General features: G+C 70.5%; 30 protein-coding genes. 13 read left to right on the forward strand and 17 right to left on the reverse strand.

The features are described 5' to 3' along the window. Window positions 1–1,044: 1,044 nt before the first annotated feature. Window positions 1,045–1,290, reverse strand: coding sequence for an integrase core domain-containing protein (locus tag FN821_RS11340; protein WP_131172720.1), 246 nt, complete (start codon window positions 1,288–1,290; stop codon window positions 1,045–1,047). Window positions 1,291–1,307: 17 nt separating this feature from the next. On the opposite strand from FN821_RS11340, the gene FN821_RS11345 reads away from it, so the two are divergent. From FN821_RS11345 to FN821_RS11375, 7 genes are all read left to right on the forward strand, one after another. After that, the gene (locus FN821_RS11345) at window positions 1,308–1,703 is read left to right on the forward strand and encodes a hypothetical protein (protein WP_131172721.1); all 396 of its coding nucleotides are present in this window, start codon (window positions 1,308–1,310) and stop codon (window positions 1,701–1,703) included. A gap of 643 nt (window positions 1,704–2,346) precedes the next feature. Next, entirely contained in the window at window positions 2,347–2,751 is a 405-nt protein-coding gene (locus FN821_RS11350) for a hypothetical protein (protein ID WP_131172722.1), read from the forward strand. A gap of 72 nt (window positions 2,752–2,823) precedes the next feature. Further along, window positions 2,824–3,489, forward strand: a complete 666-nt coding sequence (locus tag FN821_RS11355) for an AzlC family ABC transporter permease (RefSeq protein ID WP_131172723.1) — start codon at window positions 2,824–2,826, stop codon at window positions 3,487–3,489. After that, the gene (locus FN821_RS11360; protein ID WP_131172724.1) at window positions 3,486–3,797 is read left to right on the forward strand and encodes an AzlD domain-containing protein; all 312 of its coding nucleotides are present in this window, start codon (window positions 3,486–3,488) and stop codon (window positions 3,795–3,797) included. Before FN821_RS11355 ends, FN821_RS11360 begins: the two co-directional genes overlap by 4 nt. Window positions 3,798–3,885: 88 nt before the next feature. After that, window positions 3,886–4,722 carry a cytochrome b5-like heme/steroid binding domain-containing protein gene (locus tag FN821_RS11365; RefSeq protein WP_131172725.1) on the forward strand — a complete coding sequence of 279 codons (837 nt, stop codon included), beginning with the start codon at window positions 3,886–3,888 and terminating at the stop codon, window positions 4,720–4,722. Between the two features lie 22 nt (window positions 4,723–4,744). Continuing rightward, the gene (locus FN821_RS11370; RefSeq protein WP_241660236.1) at window positions 4,745–5,059 is read left to right on the forward strand and encodes a DUF3024 domain-containing protein; all 315 of its coding nucleotides are present in this window, start codon (window positions 4,745–4,747) and stop codon (window positions 5,057–5,059) included. A gap of 32 nt (window positions 5,060–5,091) precedes the next feature. Continuing rightward, window positions 5,092–5,481, forward strand: coding sequence for a DUF2237 family protein (locus FN821_RS11375; RefSeq protein ID WP_131172727.1), 390 nt, complete (start codon window positions 5,092–5,094; stop codon window positions 5,479–5,481). On the opposite strand, the gene FN821_RS11380 is transcribed toward FN821_RS11375, so the two are convergent. Then, complete coding sequence (locus tag FN821_RS11380) at window positions 5,427–6,227, reverse strand: gamma-glutamyl-gamma-aminobutyrate hydrolase family protein (RefSeq protein ID WP_165489350.1); 801 nt, start codon at window positions 6,225–6,227, stop codon at window positions 5,427–5,429. The genes FN821_RS11375 and FN821_RS11380 overlap by 55 nt on opposite strands. 58 nt (window positions 6,228–6,285) lie before the next feature. Between FN821_RS11380 and FN821_RS11385 the strand changes: the two genes are divergently transcribed. Continuing rightward, on the forward strand, window positions 6,286–7,053 hold the full coding sequence (locus FN821_RS11385) for an alpha/beta fold hydrolase (protein ID WP_131172729.1): 768 nt from the start codon (window positions 6,286–6,288) through the stop codon (window positions 7,051–7,053). An 83-nt stretch (window positions 7,054–7,136) separates the two neighbouring features. Here FN821_RS11385 and FN821_RS11390 read toward each other — a convergent pair whose 3' ends face one another. From FN821_RS11390 to rpiA, 4 genes are all read right to left on the reverse strand, one after another. Continuing rightward, window positions 7,137–8,102: a sucrase ferredoxin gene (locus FN821_RS11390; protein ID WP_131172730.1), complete on the reverse strand. Its 966-nt coding sequence runs from the start codon at window positions 8,100–8,102 to the stop codon at window positions 7,137–7,139. Next, window positions 8,099–9,304 (reverse strand): cupin domain-containing protein, encoded by a 1,206-nt coding sequence (locus FN821_RS11395; RefSeq protein WP_131172731.1) that lies wholly within the window; start codon window positions 9,302–9,304, stop codon window positions 8,099–8,101. The genes FN821_RS11390 and FN821_RS11395 overlap by 4 nt, the downstream gene beginning before the upstream one ends. Before the next feature lie 10 nt (window positions 9,305–9,314). Then, window positions 9,315–9,524: a hypothetical protein gene (locus FN821_RS11400; protein ID WP_131172732.1), complete on the reverse strand. Its 210-nt coding sequence runs from the start codon at window positions 9,522–9,524 to the stop codon at window positions 9,315–9,317. 106 nt (window positions 9,525–9,630) lie between these two features. Continuing rightward, a complete protein-coding gene (gene rpiA / locus FN821_RS11405) occupies window positions 9,631–10,323 on the reverse strand; it encodes a ribose-5-phosphate isomerase RpiA (protein WP_131172733.1) in 693 nt (230 codons plus the stop codon). Window positions 10,324–10,439: 116 nt separating this feature from the next. On the opposite strand from rpiA, the gene FN821_RS11410 reads away from it, so the two are divergent. After that, a complete protein-coding gene (locus FN821_RS11410; RefSeq protein WP_131172734.1) occupies window positions 10,440–11,840 on the forward strand; it encodes a TIGR01777 family oxidoreductase in 1,401 nt (466 codons plus the stop codon). 186 nt (window positions 11,841–12,026) lie between these two features. After that, window positions 12,027–14,681: an ATP-binding protein gene (locus tag FN821_RS11415; protein WP_165489351.1), complete on the forward strand. Its 2,655-nt coding sequence runs from the start codon at window positions 12,027–12,029 to the stop codon at window positions 14,679–14,681. Here the strand turns inward: FN821_RS11415 and FN821_RS11420 are convergent. From FN821_RS11420 to FN821_RS11430, 3 genes are read right to left on the reverse strand one after another with little or no spacing between them, the layout of a single operon-like run. After that, the gene (locus tag FN821_RS11420; protein WP_165489352.1) at window positions 14,662–15,453 is read right to left on the reverse strand and encodes a C40 family peptidase; all 792 of its coding nucleotides are present in this window, start codon (window positions 15,451–15,453) and stop codon (window positions 14,662–14,664) included. The two genes, FN821_RS11415 and FN821_RS11420, sit on opposite strands and share 20 nt — an antisense overlap. 26 nt (window positions 15,454–15,479) lie before the next feature. Further along, complete coding sequence (locus FN821_RS11425; protein ID WP_131172737.1) at window positions 15,480–16,226, reverse strand: hypothetical protein; 747 nt, start codon at window positions 16,224–16,226, stop codon at window positions 15,480–15,482. 3 nt (window positions 16,227–16,229) lie between these two features. Next, a complete protein-coding gene (locus FN821_RS11430) occupies window positions 16,230–16,874 on the reverse strand; it encodes a hypothetical protein (protein ID WP_131172738.1) in 645 nt (214 codons plus the stop codon). A gap of 102 nt (window positions 16,875–16,976) precedes the next feature. Here FN821_RS11430 and FN821_RS11435 point away from each other — a divergent pair, with 102 nt between their 5' ends. Both FN821_RS11435 and ric read left to right on the forward strand, forming a co-directional pair. Further along, window positions 16,977–17,363 (forward strand): RrF2 family transcriptional regulator, encoded by a 387-nt coding sequence (locus FN821_RS11435; RefSeq protein WP_131172739.1) that lies wholly within the window; start codon window positions 16,977–16,979, stop codon window positions 17,361–17,363. Window positions 17,364–17,379: 16 nt separating this feature from the next. Beyond that, window positions 17,380–18,075, forward strand: a complete 696-nt coding sequence (ric, locus tag FN821_RS11440; RefSeq protein WP_131172740.1) for an iron-sulfur cluster repair di-iron protein — start codon at window positions 17,380–17,382, stop codon at window positions 18,073–18,075. 57 nt (window positions 18,076–18,132) lie between these two features. Here ric and FN821_RS11445 read toward each other — a convergent pair whose 3' ends face one another. The 7 genes from FN821_RS11445 to FN821_RS14520 all read right to left on the reverse strand — a co-directional run bounded on the left by FN821_RS11445 (window position 18,133) and on the right by FN821_RS14520 (window position 24,891). Next, a complete protein-coding gene (locus FN821_RS11445; protein ID WP_131172741.1) occupies window positions 18,133–18,333 on the reverse strand; it encodes a DUF6458 family protein in 201 nt (66 codons plus the stop codon). Between the two features lie 141 nt (window positions 18,334–18,474). Then, entirely contained in the window at window positions 18,475–19,794 is a 1,320-nt protein-coding gene (locus tag FN821_RS11450) for a purine-cytosine permease family protein (protein ID WP_131172742.1), read from the reverse strand. A gap of 1 nt (window position 19,795) precedes the next feature. Continuing rightward, window positions 19,796–20,614: a bifunctional hydroxymethylpyrimidine kinase/phosphomethylpyrimidine kinase gene (thiD, locus tag FN821_RS11455; protein ID WP_131172743.1), complete on the reverse strand. Its 819-nt coding sequence runs from the start codon at window positions 20,612–20,614 to the stop codon at window positions 19,796–19,798. A gap of 76 nt (window positions 20,615–20,690) precedes the next feature. Then, entirely contained in the window at window positions 20,691–21,503 is an 813-nt protein-coding gene (gene thiE / locus FN821_RS11460; RefSeq protein ID WP_131172744.1) for a thiamine phosphate synthase, read from the reverse strand. Next, on the reverse strand, window positions 21,496–22,314 hold the full coding sequence (gene thiM / locus FN821_RS11465) for a hydroxyethylthiazole kinase (protein WP_165489353.1): 819 nt from the start codon (window positions 22,312–22,314) through the stop codon (window positions 21,496–21,498). Before thiM ends, thiE begins: the two co-directional genes overlap by 8 nt. Before the next feature lie 198 nt (window positions 22,315–22,512). Continuing rightward, window positions 22,513–23,889: an 8-oxoguanine deaminase gene (locus tag FN821_RS11470; RefSeq protein ID WP_131172746.1), complete on the reverse strand. Its 1,377-nt coding sequence runs from the start codon at window positions 23,887–23,889 to the stop codon at window positions 22,513–22,515. 270 nt (window positions 23,890–24,159) lie between these two features. Then, complete coding sequence (locus FN821_RS14520) at window positions 24,160–24,891, reverse strand: ROK family protein (RefSeq protein WP_241660234.1); 732 nt, start codon at window positions 24,889–24,891, stop codon at window positions 24,160–24,162. Between the two features lie 300 nt (window positions 24,892–25,191). On the opposite strand from FN821_RS14520, the gene FN821_RS11480 reads away from it, so the two are divergent. Beyond that, complete coding sequence (locus FN821_RS11480) at window positions 25,192–25,398, forward strand: cold-shock protein (protein ID WP_131172748.1); 207 nt, start codon at window positions 25,192–25,194, stop codon at window positions 25,396–25,398. A gap of 206 nt (window positions 25,399–25,604) precedes the next feature. Here FN821_RS11480 and FN821_RS11485 read toward each other — a convergent pair whose 3' ends face one another. Then, on the reverse strand, window positions 25,605–25,856 hold the full coding sequence (locus FN821_RS11485; RefSeq protein ID WP_131172749.1) for a hypothetical protein: 252 nt from the start codon (window positions 25,854–25,856) through the stop codon (window positions 25,605–25,607).

The following is a 25,856-nucleotide window of genomic DNA, read 5'->3' on the forward strand; positions in this document are numbered from 1 at the left end:
GAACCTCCATCCTCGGAAGACCTCGACCCCCGTCCCGCCACCGACACGCCGGTCACAACCCGGGCCCCCGACTACACCCTCGTCTGTGAAGAGCCGCAGAAGTGACCCGCGTCTGCAACCGTTGGCCTTCCGCAATTTGATGGCCCATGAAGGCGTTCATTATCGCCAATGGGAAATGTATGGACCCGATTTCATGTCGCTCTACTTGACGGCGCAAGCGAACGAAAGCTATCCAATTCTGCAGGGCTTCGGCAGAGAAGGCTGTTATAACAGGTTCGAAAGGGAGGCGAATTTACGTGGGTACAACGTTTATGGTTGCTCGACCCGATAGAGGCCATGGCAAGCTGCGATGGCGCCGCATTCGTGCCCTCACTCTCTGCCTCTTAGCGCCCTGGTTGCTGACGGGATGCACACCTGTTGACGATGTCTATGTGAAATACGAAAATGCTCAATTGACACTCGTTTCAAGATGCCCAGGCGGGTTTCGAGGACCGATAGAAGTCCAGGGCGTAACCGCCTCAGGTGGCACGACGCATTTGGGACGGATCGTGCTGGCCACGCCTGTGGCCGCGGTCAATCTCTCACCCGTGAAGATTGATGCAGGCTACAAGAGCGTCCTCGTAGTGTTTGATCCGAACAAGTTCGGGATTGAGGTTCCGGTTCCACCCATCGAGGGACAAGCTTACTCATATGATAGTGAGTCGTCGCTAACTGAGAGACTAAAGCGTCCGGCGACAGATTTCACCTGCACCTAGTGTGGCCAGTATTTGAGGGTATCTGACGACAAGTCCGTTGTTGAGCCCTCGTGATAGCCAAGTACCGGACCAAAGCGAGAGAGCGGGCGGTCAAAATGTGAAGGTGAGCTCGGGTTTGCGCCTATCTGTAGGGTGAGTACGGCTCTGGGGTGCAGCATTCTATTAGGGATCGTGCCGCTTCTATTGCTCGGAGCCTTTTTCCACGGAGTGCCTTAGCTGCCCTATTGGAATGAGCCTCCGTTGAGTTGGTTTGAGGTTGACCCCTGATCCCGGACAGCTGGTTGTTTGGTCAGGCGGCCTGGTGGACCGTCTGGGTGGCCTGGTCGGCCAGCTGGTGTTCGTACTGTAGTGGGCTGAGGTAGCCGATGGCGGAGTGTCGTCGGCGGGCGTTGTACCAGGCGTCGATCCAGGTGTAGGCGCCGCGGCGGGCGGCGTCGATCGTGGGGAACACGTGCCGGTGGTAGTACTCGTTCTTGAATGTTGACCAGAACGATTCGGCAGCCGCGTTGTCCCAGCACACCCCGGTACGGCCCATTGAGCGAAGCAGGTCAGATGTTGTCTCGGACGGAGGCGTCCGGGGTGAAGGCCAGCCTGGACCCGGCGCCTGGGGTCAAGCTGGGCAAGCCGGTGTTGTCGGGTTCGAAGGCCACTTACACCGATGTGGCTCCGGGCTTGGATGTGGTGGTGGATGTGGCGGCTGGCGGGTTCCGTTGGTCGTGGGTGGCGAAGACGCCGGCGGCGGCGAAGAAGCTGCTGGTGGGGTCGGGCAAGTCCCGGGCGGCGACGGCCCGGCTGAAGGTGTCCGGGGGCGGCAAGTGGGCCAAAGACGGCGCTGAGGCGAAGATTTCGAACGGTCAGGGTGCGAAGGTGGCCCGGTTGGGGTCGCCGTTGGTGTGGGACGCCCAGGTGAACCCGACCAGGATTAGCCGCTTTGTAGCGGATCGATAGACGGGAAGATAGTGAGTGCGCACTCGAAAAGTTCATGGTTTGCAGTCCGGGCATTCATTAAATTCGACGACTTAGATGATTGCCCCGTGTATGAAGAGAGGATAACGCTGTGGCGGTGCTCATCGATTGAAGACGCTGTGACCCGGGGCGGGGTTGAGGCAGAAGCTTATGCGAGCGTGAACGGAGCAATTAACTTGGGTGCCTACCAAGCGTATTCCTTGACGGGGGCCCCCAAATCCGGCCACGAGGTGTTTAGTCTCATGAGATCTAGTAGTCTCTCGCTCAACGAATACCTTGACCGATTCTTTTTTGATTCAGGAAATCGATCCACTGACCTGTGAGGGACTGATTCTCCTAATTGGGTGTCAAGCGGTGTTGAGCCAGGCGTGGTAGCGGGTGACGAGTTCGTCGTTGGGTCGTCGGCCGAGTTCGAGTTCGCTGACTCGGGCGGGCCAGACGCTGAAGGTGGGTGGTGGCTGCCGTGAGGGGTGAAGTTCTTGGCTCGGCGGGCGGGTCGGAGGTTGCGTTAGTCGGGGACGGCGCAAGGGGCTCGGATTTGGAGCATGTGGAGGCGAAGTGTTGAAATCGTGGGGCTTCGCCCCAATCGCCTCGCCGCTTCACTATGACTATATGGGTGGTGTAGATGGTGGAGTCAAGCGATATGGAAATCGGCCCTATGGCCCTGATGGTTATCGGCATACTGTTCGCTGGATCATTCCTCTTCTCCTCTTCTTTCCGCGGCCTGTTTCGTCGTGGAGCGGAGATCATGAGTATCGATGACCTGGAGGGTCGGGCATTTGTTCGCCAGCACCTTGCGGTGGGTTATGGTTTCTCTTCCTTGATTCTGGCTGCTGTCGCGATTGCCATCGCGCAAGTAGTCCCGACCATATCCTCGGTTTGTCTTGCTGTAGGCGGAGTCGGACTGGCTTCGATGCTGGCATTCTTCCTCTTGGTTCAAGTCGTTTATTGGTTTGCGTGGCCGAAATGGCTCATACCACGGGATCTCCGTGGTGATCCAGGTCAGTGGCAGGCTCGTCGGAATCGGTAGTTGGTTCCCGCCTGGGCTACTGGTGTTCGTGACTGGTTGGGTCAAAGTCGCTGATGCGCCTATCCTGCATCGATGCCGCCTCTGACCCCCGCCGTGCGCATGGGCGTGTCCATCGCCCTCGCGGTCGGGGTCTACGGCATCTCGTTCGGGGCGCTGTCGGTGGCCGCTGGGTTGTCGATCGCGCAGACCATCGCGCTCTCGGCGCTGATGTTCACCGGCGGCTCGCAGTTCGCGTTCGTGGGCGTGGTCGGCGGCGGCGGGTCGTTCCCGGCGGCTCTCGCGGCGTCCTCGCTGCTCGGGCTGCGCAACGGCGTCTACGGCGTCGGGCTCGACGGCATGCTCCACCCGCGCGGACTCGCCAAGGTCCTGTACGCCCACCTGACCATCGACGAGTCGATGGCGACGGCGTCCGCCCAAGACAGCGTCGACGAGCAGCGTCGCGGGTTCTTCACCGCGGGCGTCGGGGTCTTCATCACCTGGAACCTCTTCACCGCCCTCGGCGCCTTCGTCGGCGCCGGGGTGGACGCCAAGCAGTTCGGCCTCGACGGCGCGGCCGTCGCCGCCTTCGCCGGGCTGCTTTGGCCGCGTCTGAAGGACGCCGACGCCTGGGCCACCGCCGCGCTGTGCGGCGTGGTGACGGCGCTGCTGGTGCCGGCGGTGCCGCCCGGCATCCCGATCGTTGTGGCCGGCGGCGTCGCGTTCGCCCTGGCCAGCTGGCAGCACCGGAGGTCGGCATGACCGCCTGGCTGTGGGTGCTCGGGGCGTGCCTGATCTCCTTCCTGATCAAGCTCGCCGGCTACCTCGCCCCGGACTCGCTCGTCGACTCGCCGATGATGCGGCGGGCCAGCGCGTCCATCACAGTCGGGCTGCTGACGTCGCTCGTGGTGACGAACGCGTTCGCGTCCGGTCAACGTCTCGAACTGGACGCCCGCGTCGCGGCCCTCGTGGCCGCCATCATCGCGCTGAAGCTGAAGGCGCCGTACATCGTGGTGGTCCTGGTCGGCGCGCTGGTCGCCGGACTGGCCCGGATGGCCGGGATGCCGTAACGCCACCGAGGTAGTAGGACCCGATCTCGCCAGGTCGTAAGGCCATTGGCGAATGGCGATGGCGACAGGCCGTCCCTACGCTGACGGTATGGACTCCCTCTTCGACGTCGTTGCCGGCCTACCCGTACACCCGCTGGTGGTGCACTTTGCGGTGGTCATTCTTCCGCTGGCGGCCCTGCTGCAGATCGCGGTCGTGCTCATCCGCGGGCTGCGCGCCCGCTGGGCCACCCTCGCCCTGCTCGGACTCGCCGCCGGCACCGTCGCCGCGTTCGCGTCCAAGGAGTCCGGAGAGAAGCTCGCCGAGCGGATGGGACTCCCGCAGACCCACGCCACCTGGGGCTCGATCCTGCCGTTCATCGCCGCCGTGCTGACCGTGGTCGCCCTGGTCTGGTGGGTCCTGCAGCGCCGGCTGTCCAGCCGCCGGTCGGTGACCCAGCAGCCCGCTGGGTTGCCGCAGCAGACGGCCGGTGCGCTGTCCGCGGTGCTCGCCGTCGGCGTCGTCGGGCTGACCATCCTGGTCGGCCACTCCGGTGCCGTGTCCGCCTGGGCCGGACGCATCGACGACTCGGCGACGACCCCTGCCACGACCGCGTCCGCCACCCCGGCACCCGCGGCGAGCGCCGCGCCTGCGGCGTCCAGCTCGAGCTCGCCCGCGGCGTCCACGACCCCGACGGCGAACTCGACGACGGACGCTCTGACCATGGCCGCCGTCCAGAAGCACAACACGGCGTCCAGCTGCTGGTCCGCGATCAACGGCAACGTGTACGACCTGACGGCCTGGGTCAGCGCCCACCCGGGCGGCGCCTCGCCGATCAAGTCGCTCTGTGGCACGGACGGCACCGCCGCCTTCACCGCGCAACACGGCCACGGCGGACGCGCGGTCAACCAGCTCGCCACCTTCAACCTGGGTAAGCTCGCCGCCTGAGGAAGCGGGGTGCGCGGTGTCGATGCAGCGGCGAGAGATCGATCTCGTCGAGCTGTGGTGCCGCGAACGCACCCCGGAAAACGGGTGGAAGCATCACCCAGTCGTCCCGCAGATCACCGGACGCCACATCGACCTGATCGCGGACGCCGACGGCATCAAGACTCCCATCGCGCGCCTGCGGTACTTCGGCTCGCCGCGCGGCGAGGGCTCGTGGGTGCTGCACTGGCGGGACGCCGAGGGCACGTTCCAGATCTACCGCAACCTTCCCGCGGTGGACGCCGTGAGCGAGATCCTCGACTTCCTGGCCAGCGATCCGGACCCGCTCTTTTGGGCCTAGTTCGCGCCGACGCCAAGGCTTAGGGTTTCGCCATGGCTGAGAAGAATGTGCTGGGCGGTGACCTGCAGCTGTGCGGCGGCGACCCGGTGACGGGTTTCTTCCGCGACGGCACCTGCCGGACCTGCGCCGAGGACCTGGGCAGCCACACCGTGTGCGCGGTGATGACCGCCGAGTTCCTCGCCCACCAGCGCGCCCTGGGCAACGACCTGATCAGCCCGGCGCCGCAGTGGGGCTTTCCCGGCCTGGTGCCCGGCGACCGCTGGTGCGTCGTCGCGGCGCGGTGGCTGCAGTCGTACCGGGCGGGCGTCCCGGCCCCCGTCGTGCTGGCGGCAACCAGCGTCGCCGCGCTCGAGATCGTGCCGCTGCGCTACCTGATGGCGGCGTCCGTGGACGTGCCGGACGACCCGTCCTCGCTGACCTGACGTCCTGAGACCGGACGCCGGGACGCGAGTCCCACGAACCACCGGAAGATCGCCTGGGCGTCCGCTGACGTTCGGCTCATCATCTCGGGGTGCCACTGGACGCCGAGCAGCGGCCGTCCGGGGAACTCGACGGCCTCGACGATGCCGTCCGGGGCGGTGGCGACGACGCGCAGGCCGTCCGCGACCCGGTCGATGGCCTGGTGGTGGAACGAGTTGACGGTCGCCTCGGTGCGTCCGAGGACGCCGGCCAGCGTCGAGTCGGCCGCGATCGCGACCCGGTGCGCCCCGGCCTCGGGCTCGTCCGTCCCGACGTGGCGCAGGTTGGTGCCGGCCCGCTCCAGGTCCTGGTGCAGAGTGCCGCCCAGGAAGACGTTCAGGAGCTGGACGCCGCGGCAGATCGCCAGGATCGGCAGGTTCCGCTCGAACGCCAACCGCAGGGCCTCGTACTCGTAGGCGTCCCGGACGGGGCTGGGCATCTGCGTCCCGACCAGGGGCGATTGGTCGTACAGCAGGGGGTCCACGTCCTGGCCGCCGGCGAGCAGGAGCGCGCCCGCGGCGTCCAACTGACGACTGAGCAAGGAGACGTCCCGCATGGGCGGCAGCAGGATCGGGACGCCGCCGGCGGCCGCGACGGAGCGGGGGTAGTCCTCGTTCAGCATGGCGCGCGGGTAGCCGGGGAAGGGGTAATTGAGGTCGCGTTCGAGGTTCGTGACGATGGCCACCACGGGACGGGAGTCGCTGCTCACGCACCCCAATCTAGGGCGGGGCGCTTGGGCTTCGGGGGCTCTGATGCGAGGCTGAGGCATGGCTTCCGTCACTCTTCACACCCAGGCTGACCCGTCCGCGCTGCCGCTCGTGCTGCTGGCGCCCTTCCCCTGCAACGGACGCGTCTGGGCGAGCGTCGCCGCGGCCCTCGGCGGGGACGTCATCACCGTCGACCCGCCCGGTTTCGGTGGCGAGCCGGACGCCGCGCCGAGCCTGGAGGGGTACGTCCGGGCGCTGCTCAAAGCGTTGGACGCCCGCGGCGTCGGCCGCTTCGTGGTCGCCGGCAACTCGATGGGCGGGTACGCGGCGATGTGCCTGGCCGAGCTGGCGCCGTCGCGCGTCGCCGGGATCGGGCTGTTCGGGACGAAGTCCACCGCGGACGCCCCCGAGGCCATCGCAGGGCGCCTGTCGATGGCCGCGGCGGTCGAGTCCGGCAAGCCGCTGGACGAGGTCCTGGCGCCGTTGAAGGAGAAGCTGCTCGGGGCGTCCACGCGGGCGGGGCGTCCGGGCGTGGACGCCGAACTCGACGCCCTCATCGCCGCGACGCCCGAAGGTGTCGCGTGGGCGCAGCGGGCCATGGCCGCGCGTCCGGACCGCACCGACGTCCTCGCCGGGCTCGGCGTCCCGGCGGTCGTGGTGCACGGGTCCGAGGATGCGCTGATGGGTCCCGACACGCAGCCGATGATGGCGTCCGCTTTGGGGGTCTCGGTGATCGAACTGGACGCCGTCGGTCACCTGATCCCGTTCGAGGCCCCGGACGCCGCCCTCGCGGCGCTCGCGGACCTGTGGGCGGCCTGCCGGGATTGAGGTCTGCAGCGGGGGCGTCGCCAGACCGGCCAGTGCGTGCTGCTGAGTGGACAACCGGTCAGGTCGGGAGACGTCCACGGCGCCTACACCAGACGGGCGGCGTCCACGACGGGGACCAGGGCGCTCCTGGGGTTCGACGCGCCGCAGGTGAGCCGGGCCGGCTCGGTGAGTCGATCGTGCCCGCGGACCTCGACGCGACGCTCGCCCATCCGGACCACCACCCGCCACGCCGGACCAGGCGCGACCCGAGCGGTGGTGAGGCGTCGGTCCCAGGGCTTCTCGTCCAGCAGGGGAGCCGCCGCGAGCAGAGCCGCTTGTTCGTCGGGGTCGCGCCCGACGATCCCGCGGACGTGGGCCGCGTCGGGGCGTCCGGCCTGGTGGTCGCGAACGAGCTTCACCGCCGACTCGGCCGACACGTAGCCGTACAAGACCCCGTCCGGCAGCACCGCGAGGTTGGCCGCGAACCGGTCCCCTCCGAGATGCGAGGTCTCCCAGGTCTCGGCGGGCCACTGCGTCGCCAGGACGCCCGCGACCGGACGCCCCCGCAGCGCGCAGCACGCGTCGTGGCGGCCATGGCAGCAGACCAACAAGACTCCCGCGGCCCGCACCGCCCCCGCAGCGAGCGGGTCGGCCAGCGCCTCGAGCGCTCCGCCCCAGCCGCCGTCGGCGTCCCGGACGCCCCACACCTCGACGCCGAGCCGGGCGTCGATGACGCACCAGCGGCGCTGGCGGTCGTCGCGATCCTCGGTGGGCGCGCCCGCGGCCAGCGCGTGCTCGAAGGACGCCCCGCGCCCCAGGTGCCCGGACGGCGCCTCCTCGGCGTCGGCGTCCCGCCCCGGACGCCGGATCAACTGCAGCCGGGCCTTCGCCTGCGCCAGGGCCGCGTCCAGCAGCGCCAGCGCGGCCTCGGGTGCCTGAACGGACGACCGCGTGTCGGGCAGCCAGCCGCCGTCCTGCTCGACGAGCAGCCAGCGCATCGCCGGCGGCGCCGTGCCGAGCGCCACGTCGCAGCGGGCGCGGGCGGCGTCCGAGCAGCGGACCTCGGTCACGCGACCACCGCCACGCCCTCGACGAGCAGCGCCCGGGCGGCGTCACCCAGCTCGGACGCCGGCACCTGCTCGCCGGCCAGCAGCCGATCGACCGCGGCCCGGACGCCCGCCGGCAGCGCGCAGCGGCCCGCCCGCGAGCGGACGACGAACCCCTCGGAGGCCTCCTCGATCGTCGCCAGGAGGTGCGGGCGCAGGCGTAAGACCGCGTTCGGGGCCAGGGCGTCCGCCCTTGCCAGCTGGGCGATGGGCGGCACGGACGCCGGGCGCTGGCTGCCGCGCGCCTGCTGCAGCAGATGATCGGTGAGCGTCTCGACAGGCACCGCGGAGATCACCGCGAGCACCGCAGCCCGGACCGCCTCGGCGTCCGAGTCGAGGTCGGCGGTGGACGCCACGTCCACGCCCAGCGGGAGCGACGACCGCGCGTCGGAGTCGGCTGCGAGCGCGTCGCGGGCGGCGTCCAGCAGGGCCTCGGCGAGGTGGTGGCGCGTCCAGGTGTGGACGCCGATCGTCAGGTGGATCGTCAGCCCGCCCAGCGCCCGCGCCGCGTGGACGAACCCGCGCGGCAGGTAGAGCACGTCGCCGGGGGTCAGGTCAGTCTCGACCAACGGCGGCCCGGACGCCGCGGCCGCGACGGCGTCCGCGTGCTGTTCCCACGGCTGGCTGCGCAGCGGCGACGGCCAGACGGGATCGTGGACGACCCAATGCTTGGTGCCGGTGATCTGGACGACGAACACGTCGTGGACGTCATAGTGCGCCGAGAAGCCCTGGTTGCCGGCCGGCGTGACGTAGGCGTTGACCTGCACCGGATGCCCCAGCTCGGCGGCGAGCGCCTGGCTGAAGGTCTTGATGGGCGTCCAGGTGCGGTGCAGGCCCTGCAGGACGATCGTCGCGCCGTCCGCGAACTGGCGCCGGACGAGGTCGTCGCTCACCTGATCCCGGACGCCGGCGCCGACCCCCCCGCCGCCCGTGAACGCCGACTCGGGCAGCGTCGAGCCGCCCTTGGCCAGGCGCACGAACGGCGCCCTGAGGCCCCGGTCAGCGATCAGCTCGTCGACGGCGTCCGGTGAAAGGAGGTCGGCGAAGACGTCACCGGCGTCCCGATCGTCGCGGGACGCCAGCAACGCGTCTCGTCCCCAGGCCGGGGGGAGGGCCGGCAGCGCCGTGCCCAGGAGCCGTCCCAGCGCGGGGGTGGTTCGCCCCACGGGGTTGGGGCTAGTGGGAGCCGAAGTTCAGCTCGCCCGCCACGCCGTCCGCGCCGCGGTCGGCTCCGGAGTCGTGAACCTCGATGACCTCGTCGGCGCCGTGATCCGCACCGTGATCCGAGCCGTGATCGGCGGACTTCTCGGCGCCGTGATCGGCGCCGTGGTCAGCACCTTCGTCTGCGCCGTGATCCGCGCCCGCGTCCAGCTTCTCGTCCGTCATGGGTCTCTCCTGTTCGCCGTAGTGGATGGTTCCTTGAGCCTGACCCACCCCCACCGTGGAAGGAAGGCCACCCGGGTCACGGATTCGTACCGAGTGCCGGCTGGTGTCAGTACGTGATCGTCCGGACGCCGTCGGCCGTCCCTAGCAAACACACATCAGCCTTCTGATGAGCGAAGACGCCGACGGTTACCACGCCGGGGATGTCGTTGACGGCCGACTCGAACGCGACCGGGTCGGCGATCCGCAGACCGTGGACGTCCAGGATGTGCTGGCCGTTGTCGGTGACGTACGGCGTCCCATCGGACGCGAGCCGCAGGACGGCGTCCCCCGATGTGCCCAGCACGCCGCCGGCGAAGCGCCGCCGCACGGACGCCTCCGCCATCGGCACGACCTCGACCGGCAGCGGGAACGCGCCCAGCACCGGCACGGCCTTCGAGGCGTCCACGATGCACACGAAGCGCTGGGCGAGCGCGGCGACGATCTTCTCGCGCGTCAAGGCGCCGCCGCCGCCCTTGATCAGGTAGCCGGACGGGTCGACCTCATCGGCGCCGTCGACGTAGACGTCGAGGTGCTCGACGTCGTTGGCATCCAGCACGTCGATGCCCAGCGCGCGCAAGGCGGCCGTCGACCGCTCCGAACTCGACACGGCTGCGGCGATCCGCTCCGGCATCGCGCCGAGGGCCGCGATGAAGTGGGCGACCGTCGACCCGGTCCCGACGCCGATGACCGTGCCCGGACGCACATAGTCGATCGCCGCGCGCCCGACCCGGGCCTTCAGTTCGTCCTGGCTGAGCGGCATCGGCGTCCCTTCATCGGTGCGTTCGTGGTGGCGATGGTGGTGGTGCACACCCAAGTTTGGCCCATCGGACCCCGCGCGGTCTGGCGGGGCGGCGTCCGGGTGGGCACAGTGGTCGCATGCCGGTCTTCGAACACGTCAGCCACTACCCCCACCCGCGCGAGGAGGTCTTCGCGTGGCACACGCGTCCGGGCGGGTTCGTCCGGCTGACGCCGCCTGGCATGGCCACCCTGCTGGCCGGCCCCACCGACGGCATCGAGGTGGGCTCGGAGCTGCGACTCAAGATCTCCGACCCCGTGCTCAACGGCCTGCTGGGCGTCGGTCTGCCGTGGCTGGTCCGGCACGTCGAGCTGGTGCCGGGGGAGCGGTTCGTCGACGAGCAGGTCCGCGGCCCGCTCAAGTCGTGGCGCCACGAGCATCTGTTTTCGGACGCCCCCGGCGGCGGCACGACCATCACCGACCGCGTCACCTGGGAGCCGCCCATCCCGCTGCCCGGCTTCGCGATCGACATCATCACCGGACGCCTCGCCGGCATGTTCACCTTCCGTGAGGCCCAGCTGCGCGACGACCTGGCGCTGCACTCCCGGCTCGGCGCCGCACCCGCGCACGTGGTCGTGACGGGGGCGTCCGGGCTGATCGGGACGCAGGTCTGCGCACTGCTCACCACCGGCGGGCACCGGGTAACGCGCCTGGTCAGGTCGAAGAAGCCGGGTCCGGGGGAGGCGTCCTGGGATCCGGCGTCCGGACACATCGACCGCGCCGCGCTGGAGGGCGCGGACGCCGTCGTGCACCTGGCCGGGGCGTCCATCGCCGGACGGTTCACCCCGGCCCACAAAGAAGCCATCCTTCGCTCCCGCGTCGACGGCACCACCACGCTGGCGAGGGCGCTGGCGTCCGGTGGCATGCCCCGGACGCTCGTCCAGGCGTCCGGCATCGGGGTCTACGGGGCGAGGCGTCCGGGGGACCTGCTCACCGAGGCGTCCGCGCCGGGCACGGGCTTCCTCGCCGAGGTCGTCGAGGCCTGGGAGGCGTCCGCGCAGCCGGCCGTCGACGCCGGCGTCCGGGCGGCCTTTCTGCGGACGGGCATCGTCCTGAGCGGAGGGGGCGGCGCCCTGCTGCCGCAGCTGCCGCTGTTCCTGATCGGCGCCGGCGGACGCCTCACCGCCGCTGACGCTTGGCTCAGCTGGATCGGCCTCGACGACATGGCCCGCGCCTACGCGCACGCCCTCTTCACGCCTGGCCTCGACGGGCCGGTCAACGCGGTCGCCCCCCAGCCGGTCACGGCCGGCGAGTTCGCACGCGAACTCGGACGAACGCTGCGGCGTCCGGCCTTGCTCCCGACCCCGGACTTCGGCCCGAAGCTCGTCCTCGGCAGCGAGGGCGCCGACCAGCTCATCGACACCGATCAGCGGGTGTCGAGCGCAAAGCTGGAGGCGTCCGGGTTCGTGTTCGGCCAGCCGACGCTGACGGCGGCGCTGCGGCACGCCCTGGCTCGGCCGGGGGCTCGCACGGAGGCGTAGAAAAGGCCACCCGCCCCCGGGGATCCCCCCGCCCCGGAGCCGTGTGGCCTCGGCCCTCGAAAGTGGGAGTGGGTAGACCTTCGAGTGACCGAGGAAGACTCTGGCCCTCCTGCGCAAAGGCGGCGCAAAGCGCTAACGTGCCCTCGGGCGCAACGGAGCGCCACGCGGGTGATGGGGGATCAGCGCGTGATTCGAGTGCAACTGTTGGGGCCCGTGTCGGCCACGATCGAGGGCCGATCGACGGCGCTGCGCGGACGCCTGCCGGCCGTGCTGTTGTCGCTGCTGGCGGTTCAGCCCGGACGCACCCTCAGCGCCGACCAACTCATCGAACGGGCCTGGACGGGCTCGCCGCCGCCCACCGCCGGATCGGCCCTGCGCGTCCACATCACCAAGATCAGGCAAGCGTTCGCGCCGCTGCCGACGGGCCTTGCGACCACGGCCCGCGGCTACCGGCTCGACCCGGCCGTGGTGTCGACCGACGTTGCCGAGCTGGCGACGCTGACCGCCGGGCTGGAGGCCGTCCCGGATCCGGCCGAGGCGCTCGCCCGGGTCGACCGCGCCCTGGCGCTGTTCCAGGGCCGGGCCTTCGCGGGCTTCGTGGACGACGACGAACTGCGAGCCGAGGCCGGACGCCTCGACGAGCTGCGCCTGGACCTCGAGGAGTCCCGGGCCGAGTTGCTGCTCGCCCTCGGACGCCACGGCGAGGCGTCCACGGAGCTCGTGAAGCTGGTCCGGGCGCAGCCGCTACGCGAACGGCGCAGTCGGTTGCTGATGCTGGCCCAATACCGGTCCGGACGCCAGGCCGAGGCCCTGGCGACCTACGGCGACTTGCGCAACCGACTCAGCGAGGAGCTCGGACTCGACCCCAGCAGCGAGGCGCGCGAGCTGGAGGTGCAGATCCTGCGCCAGGACGCCTCGCTCACGCTGCGCGGCCCCCAGCCCGGGCCCGCCAAGCTCACCGACGCCGGACGCCCGCGGGCGCTGCGTCCGGCGGCGGCGTCCACGGACGTGCTGCTCATGGTCGTGGCCGGACGCCTCGCCGCCCTCGACGAGGCGACCGCACGGCTGGTGAAACTGGCCGCGATCATGGACGACGCGGCGCGACCGGCGGTGCTGGCGTCCGCGATGGGGCGCGAGGAATCGGACCTGGCCGCCCTCGGTTCCCGGGCGGCAGCCTCCGGCCTGCTCGAGCTGGCGGGCGAGGGGCGGGCCTGGCGGGTCCCGCGGCGCGAACGTCGCAACGCGGTCCTGCAGAGCCTGAGCGACGGCGAGCGGGCGGCGCTGCACGCCCTGGCGGGGCAGGCGCTGCTCAAACGCGGGACCGTCCCGGCGCTGGTCCGCGGCGCGTGGCACCTGATCGAGTCCGGACGCGACGCGCTCGGCGCCGGTCGGGCGGCCGTCCGAGCCGTGGACGCCTGCCTCGAACAGGGGGCGTCCAGGACGGCGGACGACCTGTGCCTGGCGGCGCTCGACGTGCTGCCCGCGTCCAGCCCGGTCGCCGTCGACCTGCTCACGCGACGCGTCCGGACGCTGACCCTCCTCGGCCGCACCGCCGAGGTCGAGGCCGTGTGGCGGGCGGCGATCGAGGCGGCGCGCGCGTCCGGGGACGCCAGCAGGTTCGCGCTCGCAGTGCTGGCCCAGGAGTGGGCGATGCGGTCCTTCCACGTGGTCAACCGCGACCTGCGGACGCTGCTGACCGAGGCGCTGGCCCGGGTCGGACCGGGACCGACCGCGCTGCGGACTCGGCTCGTCTGCGCCCTGATGATGGACGGGATGCTCGGCACGGCCCAGCTCGCCGAGACCGAGAGGCTGGCCGACGAGATTCGGTCTGACGCCGAGGCGACCGGTGATCCGGTGGCGCTGGCGTCGGCCTGCCGGGCGCGGCACACGGTGCTGCGCGGACATCCTGACTTCGCCGCCCGCGCCCAGGCCCTGGACGCCTTCCTCGCTGCGGCCCAGCAGACCGGGGACGAGTGGTGGGCAGCGATCTCACTGCTCGGACGCCTCTACGACCTGTTCGTGGTGGGCCGGCACGCCGAGGTGCCCGAGCTGCTCATGCGCCTCGATCTGCCGGGTGGCAACTCCGCGGCCACGCGGGTGTCGTGGCACCATGCGCTGACGCAGGCGTCGTTGGCCCGCGACCGCGGGGATCTCGCGTCCGCGATCCGCTGGGGAGAGCGCGGTCTGCTGCGGGGCGCCGAGGCGGGCATCCCGGACGCGCCGGCGGCGTCCGCCTTGAACCAGTTTCTGGTGGTCTTCCTGCGGGGATCGACGGCCGCCCTGCTGCCGCACCTGCACGCGTCCGCGCAGCAGGGCGCGGAGCACGCGATGGCCCTCGCGATCGTGGCAATCGCGGAGGCCCAGGCCGGCAACCGCGCCGCGGCGGGCGCGCTGATCGGGCGGGCGCTCGACCGCCTCCCTCAGGACTCCCTCGAGGCCAAGCCGGTCGCGCTGGCCTGCGCCGCCCAGGCCGCCGCGGCGTCCGGACTCGCTGACCTCGCCCCCCGCCTGGACGCCGAACTGCGGCCCTACTCGGGCCAGTTCGCCACGTTCGGCCAGGTCACCGCGACCTTCGGCCCCGTCGACCGATGCCTCGGGCTGCTCTCCGCTCTTCAGGGGGACGCCGACCGTTCCGTCGCTCTGCTGGCGGCGGCGCAGCGGCAGGCGGCCACGGCTGCGCTGGTGCCCTGGGAGGTGCTGTCCGCGGCGGACGCGGTCGGCGTCCTGCGGTCGAGTGGACGCCTCGCGGAGGCCGAGGCGCTGGCGTCCGAGCATCGGACAACGGCTGCCCGGCTGGGGCTGCAGGGGTGCCTGGCGCGGTTCAGCGCGGCGGCGTCTTGACCACGTATCCGACCGGGTCGAGCGTCGGGGAGCGCCACAGATCGCCCGGGGTGACGGTCTCGGGCTGGACGCCGAAGTCCTCCTCGGGTGGAGTCCCGGCCCGGTCGTTGTGCCGTCGGACGCGGCGCCAGTACTTCTCGTCCGAGCGGGTGATGTCCTCATCCCAGGGGTGGTCCGCCGGCAGACCGGCCAGCGGCTCGACAATCTCCAGCTTGATGCCCGCTCGGCAGAAGGAGCGATAGACGAACTCGGAGCACGTCAAGGTGCGGGCGTCGTTTCTGACGTTCTTCAGGCCGGCGAGCGCCGCCCGCTGCAATGCCCTGACCATCCGCTTCAGGAGAACGGACGTGTGATCGTCGGGTGCATCCAGCTCGGCGTAGGCGCGGATGACGGACGTCGGCGCCAGCGCGAACATGTGGCCGACTGAAAAGTCGGTCTTCTCGGCTTCGAAGCCGGCGATGGCCTCGAGCAATCGCTCCAGTCGGGCCGGCGTGAGCCGACGGGGACGCAGGATTTGGGCTGCACGGATCTTCTCGGCGTCCAAGAGGGTCTTCAGGGGCGGGGTCGTGATCGCGGACGTCCTCGGCGTCCCCTTGGTGGGCTTGTTCGCCATCGCGCAGTGCTGATCGTCGATCATCACCGCGACGTGGTTGACGGGGGCGTTGTCGGCCCATTGGACCAGCCCCGACAACGACTTCAAGGTGTCGAAGGCGATGACATCGCCCGGCCGGACCCAGCGGTGGAAGACGTCCACCTTGTTGGTCACGCGCATGACCGGATCCCCCCGGATTGTGGTCCCTACAACGGATTGCCGCCGATCCGCCACACGGACTTCGTCAGCGGACTCGGCGCTTGCACGGCGCAGCGATACTGGCCCGACCCGGTCGGGAGGATGAGCTTCAGCGGTTGGGACGGTTCGTCGAAGGTGCGTCCGGTGTAGCGCCGCGCTGCGTCGTCGCACAGGGTCTTGGCGGGCGAGTGCCCGTCCCACGCGGTCCAGCGGCCGATGAACTCGATGACGTGCGGCTGCGAGCAGGCCACCTCCGGCCCGGCTGTCGTGGCGTAACAGGAAGCGAGGGACGCGATGGCCTCACCAGCTGCCGCGCGCCGAATGTCCTCGGCCGTCGCGCCGGCCGCTGTTGCGAGGGCGGATGGTCTAAGGGCGCACATCGTCTTGATGGTGATGGCCTCGACGTTGAGCGGACGCAGGTGCGTGTCAATCGTGAGCGCGGCCTGAGCGGCGTCCGATGTGCACGGATTGGCGCTCGTGACGAGGAGGCTCCCAGGCTCTGCGCAGGACGCAGAGGCGCCCGTGCTGGACACGCAGTCCCCGGCGACCGCCGGACGGGCTGGACTAGCGGACGCCGCCGGTGCGGGCTGACCGCTGGACGCCGCTGGCGCGGCCGGGCTCGTGGACACCGCCGGCTGGGCCTGGTTCGGCGTGTTGAGCATGGGGACGAGCACCGTCGGAATCAGTGCCGCTGCGGCAGCGAGGCCGCCGATCAGGCTGCCGATGGCGCCGATCTTGCCCCAGTCAGTGGCCATCGGTCAGCCGACGATGACGGCTTTGGTGATGAGTGCGGTGGCCCCGTCCCGGCACGGATTGGGGGTGACGACGAGTTGCACCGCCGCGACGCCTGCCAGGGGCGTGCTTAGATGTTCGACGTCCTTGAAGGCCACCATCTTGCTCTCCACTTGGCGACCGTCGACGATCAGGGCGAACTCCAGTCGCTCTGACGAGGAGCGCGACGAGAGGGCCTGCCCGACCGTGAACGTCAAGGTTCCCGTGCTCTGGCCGAATCTGAACTCGACTGGATAACGGCTCGACCTGCAGCGGGCGTCGAAGGCCATGGCTTGCTGCGCGGGCTGACCAACCGGCTGGTAGCTGCCCTCGTCCCAGTACTCCGACGAGAAGGCGTCCGCCTTGGTGAGGACGCGTTCGCCGCCCGGCGCGATGCTGATCACCTTGGGCCCGGAGGGGTCGGCGGCGGGCGCCGGCAGGCTCGTGGAGCTGGTCGCGACGGCGGGCGTGGTGGTGGTCGACGAACTGGCCGGCGCCACCACGGTCACCGTGGCCGGCGCGGGGGCTGCGGCCGAGGTCGTCTTGACCGTGCCGCCGGGGACGCTGCAGCCCACGGCCAGCAGGGCGATGCCTGTCAGGGCTACAGCCTGGGTCAGCGCTGTCCGGGCCATCTACTTCTCCCCCTCGTGGTCTGGTGGCAGAAAAGTACTCCATTCGGAGGCGCGGCGAGGGTGGTCTTGTCGACTGAGGAACCCATCGATTAGTCTTCTAGTGTGAGACTAGAGATTACGCGCAGCGCGGACCTTGCCGTTCGAGCGCTCGGCGCCCTGCAGCCGGTCGGGACGCGACGGAAGGCGTCCGATCTCGCCGGCGAACTCGGCACGACGCGCGGGTTCTTGGCGCAGGTGCTGACCCCGCTGGTCCGGCTCGGCTGGGTCGCGTCCGTGCCCGGACCCAACGGCGGCTACGCCGCCACCACGGCCGACCTGAGCGCCCTCGACGTGATCGAGGCCGTCGACGGACCCACCGACGACGGACGCTGCGTCGTGGCCTCCACGCCCTGCGACCCGGACCAGCCCTGCACCCTGCACGGCGCCTGGGCGAGCGCCCGCGCCGCCCTCATCGAGACCCTCAAGGCCACGCCCGTGGCCGCCGCCTGAGAACAAGGAGCACGCCATGATCGACCTCACGACCACCCTCGGCGACCTCGTCACCGAAGATCCGCGCCGCGCGCGCATCCTCGAACAGCTCGGCCTCGACTACTGCTGCAACGGCCACCGGACGATCGCCGAGGCGTCCGAGCTGAAGGGCCTGGACGCCGATCGCGTCGCCGCCGCGGTGGACCTGCCCGATCCCGAGCCGGCGCCCGAGTGGCAGTCGCTCGGGCTGACCGGGCTGGCCGACCACATCCTCGACACCCACCACGCCTACCTCTGGGAGGAGCTCGGCCCGCTCGGCTCGCTCGTCGAGAAGGTGCTGGCGGCGCACGGCGAGAACCATCCCGAACTGGCCGCCCTGCGCGCCGACTACGCCGCGCTGGCCAACGACCTCGCCCAGCACCTGATGAAGGAGGAGCGGATCCTGTTCCCGGCGATCAAGGTGACCGACGGGACGGCGTCCGATGGGCCGGGCTGCGGCGTCGACGGGCCCATCAAGCAGATGATGGTCGAGCATGACCTGGCCGGTGGGCTGCTCGAGCACATGCGCACGATCACCGACGGCTACGCCGTGCCGGACGACGGCTGCGCATCCTACCGGCAGCTGATGTACCGCCTGCACATGCTGGAACTCGACCTCTTCACCCATATCCACAAGGAGAACAACGTCCTGTTCCCGCGCGCTCTGGCCGCGTCCGGGCTGGCCGTGGGCTGAGCCACAACGAACGAAAGCGCTCCCGGAGTGGTCCGGGAGCGCTTCGACGGTGGGGGGTTACTGCTGCTCGATGACTTCCTTGTGCGAGGTGTTCGTGGCCTGGGTCTGGCTGATGAAGCCCAGGATCAGCGCCAGCACACCGACGCCCATGCAGATGTACCCGATGAGGTGCGTGTCGACACCCTTGACCATGTCCGAGACGGCGAAGGCGAGGATCGCCCCGACGAGGATGAGAAGAACTCCGGCTCCGTAACGCATGGCGTTTCCTTTCGCTTCCTAGGTGCGGCCGTGCTGCCGCTATCCAGAAACGTACGGACGCCGTCGGCGCCTGTCGCGCTCGGGGCGGGTTCCTACCGCCGGGCGTCCGGTGAATTGAGTGTCAGCCCCCAGCAGGACGCCTCAGGCGCGGCGGCGTCCGTTGAGCTTGCCCAGCGCGATCGCGGACGCCCCCGCGATCACGATGCTGCCCAGGGTCGCGCCCAGCCAGGACGGGGCGACGAAGCCGAGTCCACCGGCGATGCCGGCCCACAGGTCCGACCAGCCGGGGACCGTCCCCGGGTAGATCAGCTGGTAGGCGACGAAGCCGATGAACCAGGCGACGGCGGGCGTCCAGCGGAAGGGGGCGGCGTCCGAGGTGTCCCAGGCTCCCCGGCGGACGACGAAGAAGTCGGCGACCGCCACCGCGAACAGGGGCACGAAGACCGACCCGATCATTAACAGGAAGCTCTCGTACGCCCCGAAGCCGACGAAGCCGGCCAGCAGGGTCGCGACGACGCCGACGACCACCGAGACGATGCGCCGGTCGACGCGCGGGGCCAGGTTGTGGACCGAGACGGTGGTCGAGTAGACGTTGGCGAAGGCGTCGTCCAGCTCGTCGAAGAGCAGCAGGCTGATCGCGATGACGCCGGCCGGCAGGGCCATGAGGGCGGCGATCAAGTTGGTGCCGGTCAGGTCGCCGCCGAGGTGACCGACCGCGAAGACGCCGAGGGCGTAGTACGAGAAGATCGCGACGCCGTAGCCCACGGACGCCCCCGAGAAGGCCGCCTTGGTCGTCTTCGAGTGCCGCGAGTAGTCGGCCGCCAGCGGGCAGAACGAGATCACCTGAGCGGCGGCCAGGTCGACGGCGGGCCAGAACCCGATGACGCCCGACTGGTCCAGGGGCCGCGCCGGCGACTGCAACACCATGTAGAACAGCACCGCCGAGCCGATGATGACGAGCCACAGCATGACCAGACGCAGGATCCGCACCGAGTTGAGCGGGAAGATCGCCATCAGCGTCGTCAGCGCGCCGGCCAGGATCACGAACGGCCAGCGCCACTGCTCGCCGGCGATCACGGCCGCCGCCGATGAGATGACGATGATCTCCATCATCGCCCAGCCGACGTTCTGGACGATGTTGAGGACGGTCGGGGCGAGTGATCCGCGGTAGCCGAGCAGGCCGCGCAGGCCGACCATGGACGGCGTCCCGAGTCGGGCGCCGATCGCGGCGGACGCCCCGAGCAGGAGGGCGCCGATCACCGCTCCGACGAACGCGGCGAGGAGGCCCAGCTCGACGGAGCCGGCCGACAGGGCGACCAGCGCGCCGGTCAGCGGGCCGAACAGGGTCACGCCGAAGGACGCCCACATGGCGGTCTGGGCCCAGAAGCCGAGGGTGCGCGGGGGCGCGTCCGTCAGGGTCAGTGGGGCTTCGACGAAGGTCTTGGTAGCGGCTGTGGTCATGTCACCAGGTTCTGTAGAAGTGGTGGACGGGTCCGGGGCCGCGTCCGATGTCGAGGGAGTCGGCGTGCTCGAGCGCGCCGGTCAGCCAGTCCTTGGCGTCGCGGACGGCGTCCAGCCAGGAGTCGCGCTGCGGAGTCAGGGCCGCGATCGCCGAGCTCAACGAGCAGCCGGTGCCGTGGGTGTTGGCCGTGTCGATGCGGCGGCCGCGCAGGATGGTGACGGTGCCGTCGGCGTCCACGAAGACGTCGGTGGCCTCAACCGGGTGGCCGTGGCCGCCCTTGACCAGGACGCGCTCGGGTCCGAGGTCTTTGATCCGGCGGGCCTGGTCGACCATGCCGTCGAGGTCGGACGCCTGCGGCTCGCCGAGCAGGACGGCGGCCTCCGGGAGGTTCGGCGTGGCCAGGGAGGCCCTGGTCAGCACGCGTTTGACGGCGGCGACGGCGTCCTCGGCCAGCAGCCGGGAGCCGGACGTCGAGACCATGACGGGGTCGACCACGATGGGGAGTCCGGGGTAGCGGCGGCGCAGGTCGTCCAGGCCGGACGCCACGGCGTCCGCCAGCTCGGCGGTGCCGAGCATGCCGACCTTGACGGCATCGATGCGGACGTCGTCCGCGACCGTATCGAGCTGCAGTTTGACGAAATCGGCGGGCACGGCGTGGACGCCCGTGACGCCCTGGGTCGACTGCGCGGTGAGCGCGACGATCACGCTCATGCCGTACGCGCCGAGCGCTGAGAAGCTCTTGAGGTCGGCCTGGATGCCGGCGCCCCCGGAGGGGTCGCTGCCCGCGATGGTCAGGGCGACGGGTGGACGGCTCGTCATGGGCACCTCCTGGAAATGTTGCGGGGCGTGGCTGCGTACTCGACGCCTCGTCCCGCACCGACGGCGACGACCGGCTTCATCGGTCCTCCTGGACGGGTCGCGGAGCGGTGTAGCTCCCTTCCTCGGCCCCCTCTGGCCGGGTTAACAGCACGTTCACATGCCTAGGTGGGGGTGTGACCGTGCTGTTAACGCCGGGCTGGGCGTTCGCCCATGCCTGAACGAGGGCACGGGTGGCCGCAGTCACGTCGGGCTGGCCGCAGATCGCGCTCACGACGGCCATGCCGTCGATGCCGACACGGCGCAGGTCAGCCGCGTCGGACGCCTTCACCCCGCCGATCGCCACCACGGGCAACGGGCTCGCGGCGGCGCAGGCGGCGATCACGTTGAGCCCCACCTCGCCGGCCTCGGGCTTCGTGCCGGTCGCGTGCAGGGACTGGGCGCCCAGGTAGTCCAAAACCCCATGCTCGATGGGCCCAGGAGCGCTTTCGCACGGCGTGTCGGTCATCGAGGATGGGATTCGGGACGCCGCTGCGACCTGCGCGGGCGAGCTCACGGACAGGCCAAGAAGTTTGTCGGGCCCGAGAAGGCGCCGCGCCTCCGCGATCGACAGATCGCCTTGCCCCACGTGAGCCCCGTGGGCGCCGATGACGTCGACGAGGTGCACCCGGTCGTTGACGATCAGCGGGACGCCGGTCCCGGCCAGTTCGGACGCCAGCGCCCGGCCCAGCGCGATGAAGTCGGCCTCGGAGGCGTCCGGATCACGCAACTGGACCACCGTCACGCCGGCGGCGACGGCGTCCCGAACCGTCGTGACGACCCCGTCGGGACCGCCGCACAGGGCGGTGTCGGTGACGAGGTAGACGGACAGATCGAGCGGCGGCCTAGGCATGGCCGAGGCGTGCGGAAGCCGCCAGCTCGTCGGGCGTCAGCAGGAAAAGGTGATCGATGAGGGCCTCGGCGAACGAGCCTGGTGCGGGGGCGCCGTCGGCCGCGCGATCGGCGGCGACGCACAGCAGGGCCGTGGCGGCGACGGCGGCGTCCAGGGGCTCGGCGACCGCGGCGAAGGCGGCCATGAGGGCGCCGAGCGAGCAGCCGACGCCGGTGACCTTGGTCATCCAGTCGTGGCCGTTGGCCACGGTGACGGTGCGGCGTCCATCGGTGATGTGGTCGACCGGGCCGCTGACCGCGACCACGCAGCCGTGCTTGCCGGCCAGCTCGCGGGCGGCGGCGAGGGCGGCCTCGACCGGATCACCCGCGTCAACGCCGCGTCCGGAGGCCTCGACGCCGGCGAGACCCATGATCTCGGACGCGTTGCCGCGGATGATTGCCGGACCCCCGAGGGCGAGCACGTCGCGGGCGATCTCGCTGCGGAACGGGAGTCCGAAGGCGACGGGGTCGAGCACCCACGGCGTCCCGCTCTTGGCGGCGCCGCGGACGGCCTCGCGCATCGCCTCGGCGGTCTCGGCGTAGGGCGTCCCGGTGTTGATCAGGACGCCGCCGGCGATGCCGGCGAACATGGACGCCTCGGCGGCGTTGTCGACCATCGCCGGTGCTGCGCCGGCCGCGAGCAGGACGTTGGCCGTCCAGTTGGCGACGACGATGTTGGTGAGGCACTGCACCAGCGGGGTCTTGGCGCGCAGCTCGGTGAGCGCGCGGGCCAGGTCGACGGTGTCGGACATCTCCACTCCCTTCGCCGGCATTACCCGGCAGGTTCTGCGGTCGACGCCCGCCCGGCGTCCTCTCAGCCCACGGTTCGGTGAGCTCCCACGGTGTTTGGTGCGACCAGTCTAGGCCACCACCGAGGGCCCTTCGACAAGCTCAGGGATCATCCTTCGACAAGCTCAGGAACCGTTGGCTGAGCCCGTCGACAAGCTCAGGACAGGCCCTGTCGAAGCCCTTCAGCTCAGCGGCGCCTGCATCGCGGCCGCGACCTTGCCGTGCCAGGTGAGCATCTCGTCGAGCTTCCCTGAGACCAGGCGCCCGTCCCGGACCACCGCGCGCCCGGCGACGATCGTGTCGCGGGCGAACGTCGGCCCGCAGCGCAGCCAGGCCTCGATCGGATCGGCGATGGCCCCCGCGAACTGGACGCCGGTGAGATCCCAGATGGCCAGGTCGGCGACTGCTCCCGGCGCCAGGACGCCCAACTCGCCCTCGCGTCCGAGGCAACCGGCCCCGCCCACGGTCGCCATCCGCAGCGCCAGGCGGGCGTCCGCCGCGGACGCCCCCGAGCGCAGCTTGGCCAGCAACATCGCCTGCCGGGCCTCCAGCCACAGCGACGCCGAGTCGGCCGACGACGAACCGTCGACCCCGAGACCCACCCGCGCCCCGGCCCGCGCCAGGTCCACGACGGGAGCGATGCCCGAAGCCAGGATGAGATTCGAGGACGGGCAGTGCGCCACCCCGACCCCCGCCGCGCCCAGCTTCACGATCTCGTCCGCGTTCGGTTGGACGCAGTGCGCCACCCACGTTCGATCCGACACCCAGCCGACGTCGCTCAGGTAGTCGAACGGCCGACAGCCGAACATCTGCAGCGAGAACGCGTCGTCCTCTGCGTTCTCGGCGAAGTGCGTGTGCAGCCGGACGTCCAGCTTCTCTGCCAGCTCGGCCGACCGGACCATCAACTCCCGCGTCACCGAGAACGGCGAACACGGCGCCAGTGCGATCTGAACCATCGACCCATAACTCGGGTCGTGATGCCGTCGAACGGCCTCCTCGGACGCCGCCAGGATCGAGTCGTCGTCGCTCACCACGTCGTCGGGCGGCAGGCCGCCGTCCTTGACCGACAGCGACATGGAGCCGCGCGTCGGGTGGAACCGCATCCCCAGCTCGGACGCCGCCGCGATCTCCGCGCTCAACAGATCCCCGCCCTTGTGGGGGTGCAGATACAGGTGATCGGTCGACGTCGTGCACCCCGACAGCGCCAGCTCGGCGAGTCCGACCCACGCCGACACGTACGAGCCCTCCTCGTCGAGCCGGCTCCAGAGCGGGTACAGCGTCTGCAGCCAGCCGAACAGCGGCGCCGTCGTCATGGGCGGGTAGGCGCGCGTCAGGTTTTGGTAGAGGTGGTGATGGGTGTTGATCAGGCCCGGCGTCACCAGGCAGCCCGAGGCGTCCACCACCTCGGACGCCGCCGGCGCGGCGTCCGCTGACGACCCCGTCCCCACCACCAGCCCGCCGGAGATGGCGACCCAGCCGTCGGCCAGCTCGCCGGCGTCCGACATCGTGGCGACCAGCCGCGCGTTGCGGACGAGCAGGTCGACGGGTTCCGACAGCATGGGTCCTCCAGGGCTCGGACGCCGACGCGTCCCTCTCGGACGCCCCCGGCGAGCGTCAAGTCTCGGGCAGGAGGAGTCCCCGGCGGAAGAGCCGCAACTCAGCGGGACGCCCGCCTCCGTGTCGTCCGAATCGGGACGCCGGGGACTTCACGCGTGAGCCGCACCTAGGTACGTCGCGGACCAATCACGCGCCACTAGCTCCAGGTCCGTCCGGTTCGGCCACGCGCCCGGCGCCGCTGGCCGCGGGTCCCGTCCCGACGGAAAGGCAGTTCAGCCGGACGCCCACCGAGCCGGGTCGGTCAGAATCACCTGGGCGCCCGCGTAGGCAGCTCCGAGGGCGGCGCCGGTCTCGGCGGTGGCGACGGTCTCGACGGTGATGGCGTCGAAGGGCGCCGACAGGACGCGCGCGTTGAGCTCGTCGACCAGCGTCGGGATCAGCGCGGGCGCGAGGTCGGCCAGGGTGCCGCCCAGCGTGACGTGCGAGACGTCCAGCAGGTTGAGCGTCCCGGCGAGGGCGATGCCGAGGGCGCGGCCGACGCGTCCGAGCACCTCGCCGAGCGCGGCGTCCGGAGCGGCGGCGTCCGCCACCAGGGCGTCCCAGTCGTCGCGCCCGGCCGCGGCCAGGATGGCTCCGCGTCCGGCGATGGTCTCCAGGCAGCCCTGCGCCCCGCAGCCGCAGATCGCCCCGGACGGGTCGACGCAGACGTGCCCGAGCTCGCCCGCCCAGCCGTGGCGGCCGGAGAACACCTCGCCGCTGAAGACGAAGGCCGAGCCGACGCCGAGCCCCCGGCCGGTGGGCTTGACGGGAGCGTTCTCGACCAGGACGCCGGACTCCAGCAGTTCGTCGACCAGTCTGGACGCCGTCGAGCGGGTCATGCCCGTGGTGGCGGCGATGTCGGCGCGGGTCAGTTCGCCGGGGCGGGCGAAGGCTGCGCGGGCGACGAGAGCCAGGTTGAGCTCGCGCAAGGTGGACTGCGTTGCGCTCAGGGCGGGCTCGCTCACAGCCCTTGACTCTAGGTCAGAGGCGCCGCGCTGGCGGGTTCCGCTGTGTCGCGCCCGAGGCGTCCGGGCGACTAGGCAGTGGGTACTGGCGGGTGAGCGCCGTTCGGACGTCGCAGGGTTAGGTTTCGTTCGGGCGACCTGATAAGTTTGGACGTGTTGTTTGGTTGATATTTCGTGAGCTGTTTGGTTGAACCACCGCCTGAAACGGTGTGGAAGTCCTTCGGAAGCGTTTGTAGCAGTCAGCATCACTGAGCGTCACGAGGTCCGTGTTCGCTCCGCTTCTCGAAAGGAAGTACCCCCATGGCTATCGGCACCGTCAAGTGGTTCAACGCTGACAAGGGCTTCGGCTTCATCGCTCCCGAGGATGGCTCGGCCGACGTGTTCGCGCACTTCTCCGCCATCAAGAGCAACGGCTTCCGCACCCTCAACGAGAACGATCGTGTCTCCTACGACACCGTTCCCGGCCCGAAGGGCATCCAGGCCGCCAACATCACGGTCATCAACTGAGCTTCGCCTCAGACTGAATTCCACGAAGGCACCCGGCTGAGCCGGGTGCCTTCGTCGTTAAGCCCGGACGCCGTCGGCTTCGGACGCCGCGGCCCGGACGCCGTTGGCTGAGCGCGTCGGGGCCGAGGTTCCACCTTCGTGCCGAGCTTGCATCCTCGGCAGGGAGGTGGAAGGTCGGCGTTGATGCGCGAGGTCGGCGTTCGACGTCAGCGGGGCGCGGCGTCCCCTTCGTAGCGGACGCCGGGCGCGCGGTTGAGCTCCCGGACGTGCACCGAGCTGGGCGGGGTGAACGCGACGACCTCGACGGACTTGCCGACGCCGATGGTCGTCTCGCCGTCGTACGGGTAGGCGAGGTAGGTGTTCGATCCGCCGCCGAAGGGCAGTTCAACTTCGCCCACGCCACCGGGACGAATCGTCCCGGTGACGCGTCCGACCTTGCCAACCAGGTGTCGCGACAT

Origin of the sequence: Propioniciclava tarda (assembly GCF_900182665.1) — a bacterium.
GTDB lineage: Bacteria > Actinomycetota > Actinomycetes > Propionibacteriales > Propionibacteriaceae > Propioniciclava > Propioniciclava tarda.

What these genes read in the sequence shown, in the direction of transcription:
- FN821_RS11485 (WP_131172749.1), bottom strand. Translation starts at nt 25,856, where the DNA reads ATGTCGCGACACCTGGTTGGCAAGGTCGGACGCGTCACCGGGACGATT.
- FN821_RS11355 (WP_131172723.1), top strand. Translation starts at nt 2,824, where the DNA reads ATGCCGCCTCTGACCCCCGCCGTGCGCATGGGCGTGTCCATCGCCCTC.
- FN821_RS11400 (WP_131172732.1), bottom strand. Translation starts at nt 9,524, where the DNA reads ATGACGGACGAGAAGCTGGACGCGGGCGCGGATCACGGCGCAGACGAA.
- ric (WP_131172740.1), top strand. Translation starts at nt 17,380, where the DNA reads ATGATCGACCTCACGACCACCCTCGGCGACCTCGTCACCGAAGATCCG.
- FN821_RS11425 (WP_131172737.1), bottom strand. Translation starts at nt 16,226, where the DNA reads ATGGCCACTGACTGGGGCAAGATCGGCGCCATCGGCAGCCTGATCGGC.
- thiM (WP_165489353.1), bottom strand. Translation starts at nt 22,314, where the DNA reads ATGCCGGCGAAGGGAGTGGAGATGTCCGACACCGTCGACCTGGCCCGC.
- FN821_RS11340 (WP_131172720.1), bottom strand. Translation starts at nt 1,290, where the DNA reads ATGGGCCGTACCGGGGTGTGCTGGGACAACGCGGCTGCCGAATCGTTC.
- FN821_RS11480 (WP_131172748.1), top strand. Translation starts at nt 25,192, where the DNA reads ATGGCTATCGGCACCGTCAAGTGGTTCAACGCTGACAAGGGCTTCGGC.
- FN821_RS11345 (WP_131172721.1), top strand. Translation starts at nt 1,308, where the DNA reads ATGTTGTCTCGGACGGAGGCGTCCGGGGTGAAGGCCAGCCTGGACCCG.
- FN821_RS11360 (WP_131172724.1), top strand. Translation starts at nt 3,486, where the DNA reads ATGACCGCCTGGCTGTGGGTGCTCGGGGCGTGCCTGATCTCCTTCCTG.
- FN821_RS11350 (WP_131172722.1), top strand. Translation starts at nt 2,347, where the DNA reads ATGGTGGAGTCAAGCGATATGGAAATCGGCCCTATGGCCCTGATGGTT.
- FN821_RS11450 (WP_131172742.1), bottom strand. Translation starts at nt 19,794, where the DNA reads ATGACCACAGCCGCTACCAAGACCTTCGTCGAAGCCCCACTGACCCTG.
- thiE (WP_131172744.1), bottom strand. Translation starts at nt 21,503, where the DNA reads ATGCCTAGGCCGCCGCTCGATCTGTCCGTCTACCTCGTCACCGACACC.
- FN821_RS11385 (WP_131172729.1), top strand. Translation starts at nt 6,286, where the DNA reads ATGGCTTCCGTCACTCTTCACACCCAGGCTGACCCGTCCGCGCTGCCG.
- rpiA (WP_131172733.1), bottom strand. Translation starts at nt 10,323, where the DNA reads ATGCCGCTCAGCCAGGACGAACTGAAGGCCCGGGTCGGGCGCGCGGCG.
- FN821_RS11430 (WP_131172738.1), bottom strand. Translation starts at nt 16,874, where the DNA reads ATGGCCCGGACAGCGCTGACCCAGGCTGTAGCCCTGACAGGCATCGCC.
- FN821_RS11375 (WP_131172727.1), top strand. Translation starts at nt 5,092, where the DNA reads ATGGCTGAGAAGAATGTGCTGGGCGGTGACCTGCAGCTGTGCGGCGGC.
- FN821_RS11420 (WP_165489352.1), bottom strand. Translation starts at nt 15,453, where the DNA reads ATGCGCGTGACCAACAAGGTGGACGTCTTCCACCGCTGGGTCCGGCCG.
- FN821_RS11365 (WP_131172725.1), top strand. Translation starts at nt 3,886, where the DNA reads ATGGACTCCCTCTTCGACGTCGTTGCCGGCCTACCCGTACACCCGCTG.
- FN821_RS11445 (WP_131172741.1), bottom strand. Translation starts at nt 18,333, where the DNA reads ATGCGTTACGGAGCCGGAGTTCTTCTCATCCTCGTCGGGGCGATCCTC.
- FN821_RS11370 (WP_241660236.1), top strand. Translation starts at nt 4,745, where the DNA reads ATGCAGCGGCGAGAGATCGATCTCGTCGAGCTGTGGTGCCGCGAACGC.
- thiD (WP_131172743.1), bottom strand. Translation starts at nt 20,614, where the DNA reads ATGACGAGCCGTCCACCCGTCGCCCTGACCATCGCGGGCAGCGACCCC.
- FN821_RS11470 (WP_131172746.1), bottom strand. Translation starts at nt 23,889, where the DNA reads ATGCTGTCGGAACCCGTCGACCTGCTCGTCCGCAACGCGCGGCTGGTC.
- FN821_RS11410 (WP_131172734.1), top strand. Translation starts at nt 10,440, where the DNA reads ATGCCGGTCTTCGAACACGTCAGCCACTACCCCCACCCGCGCGAGGAG.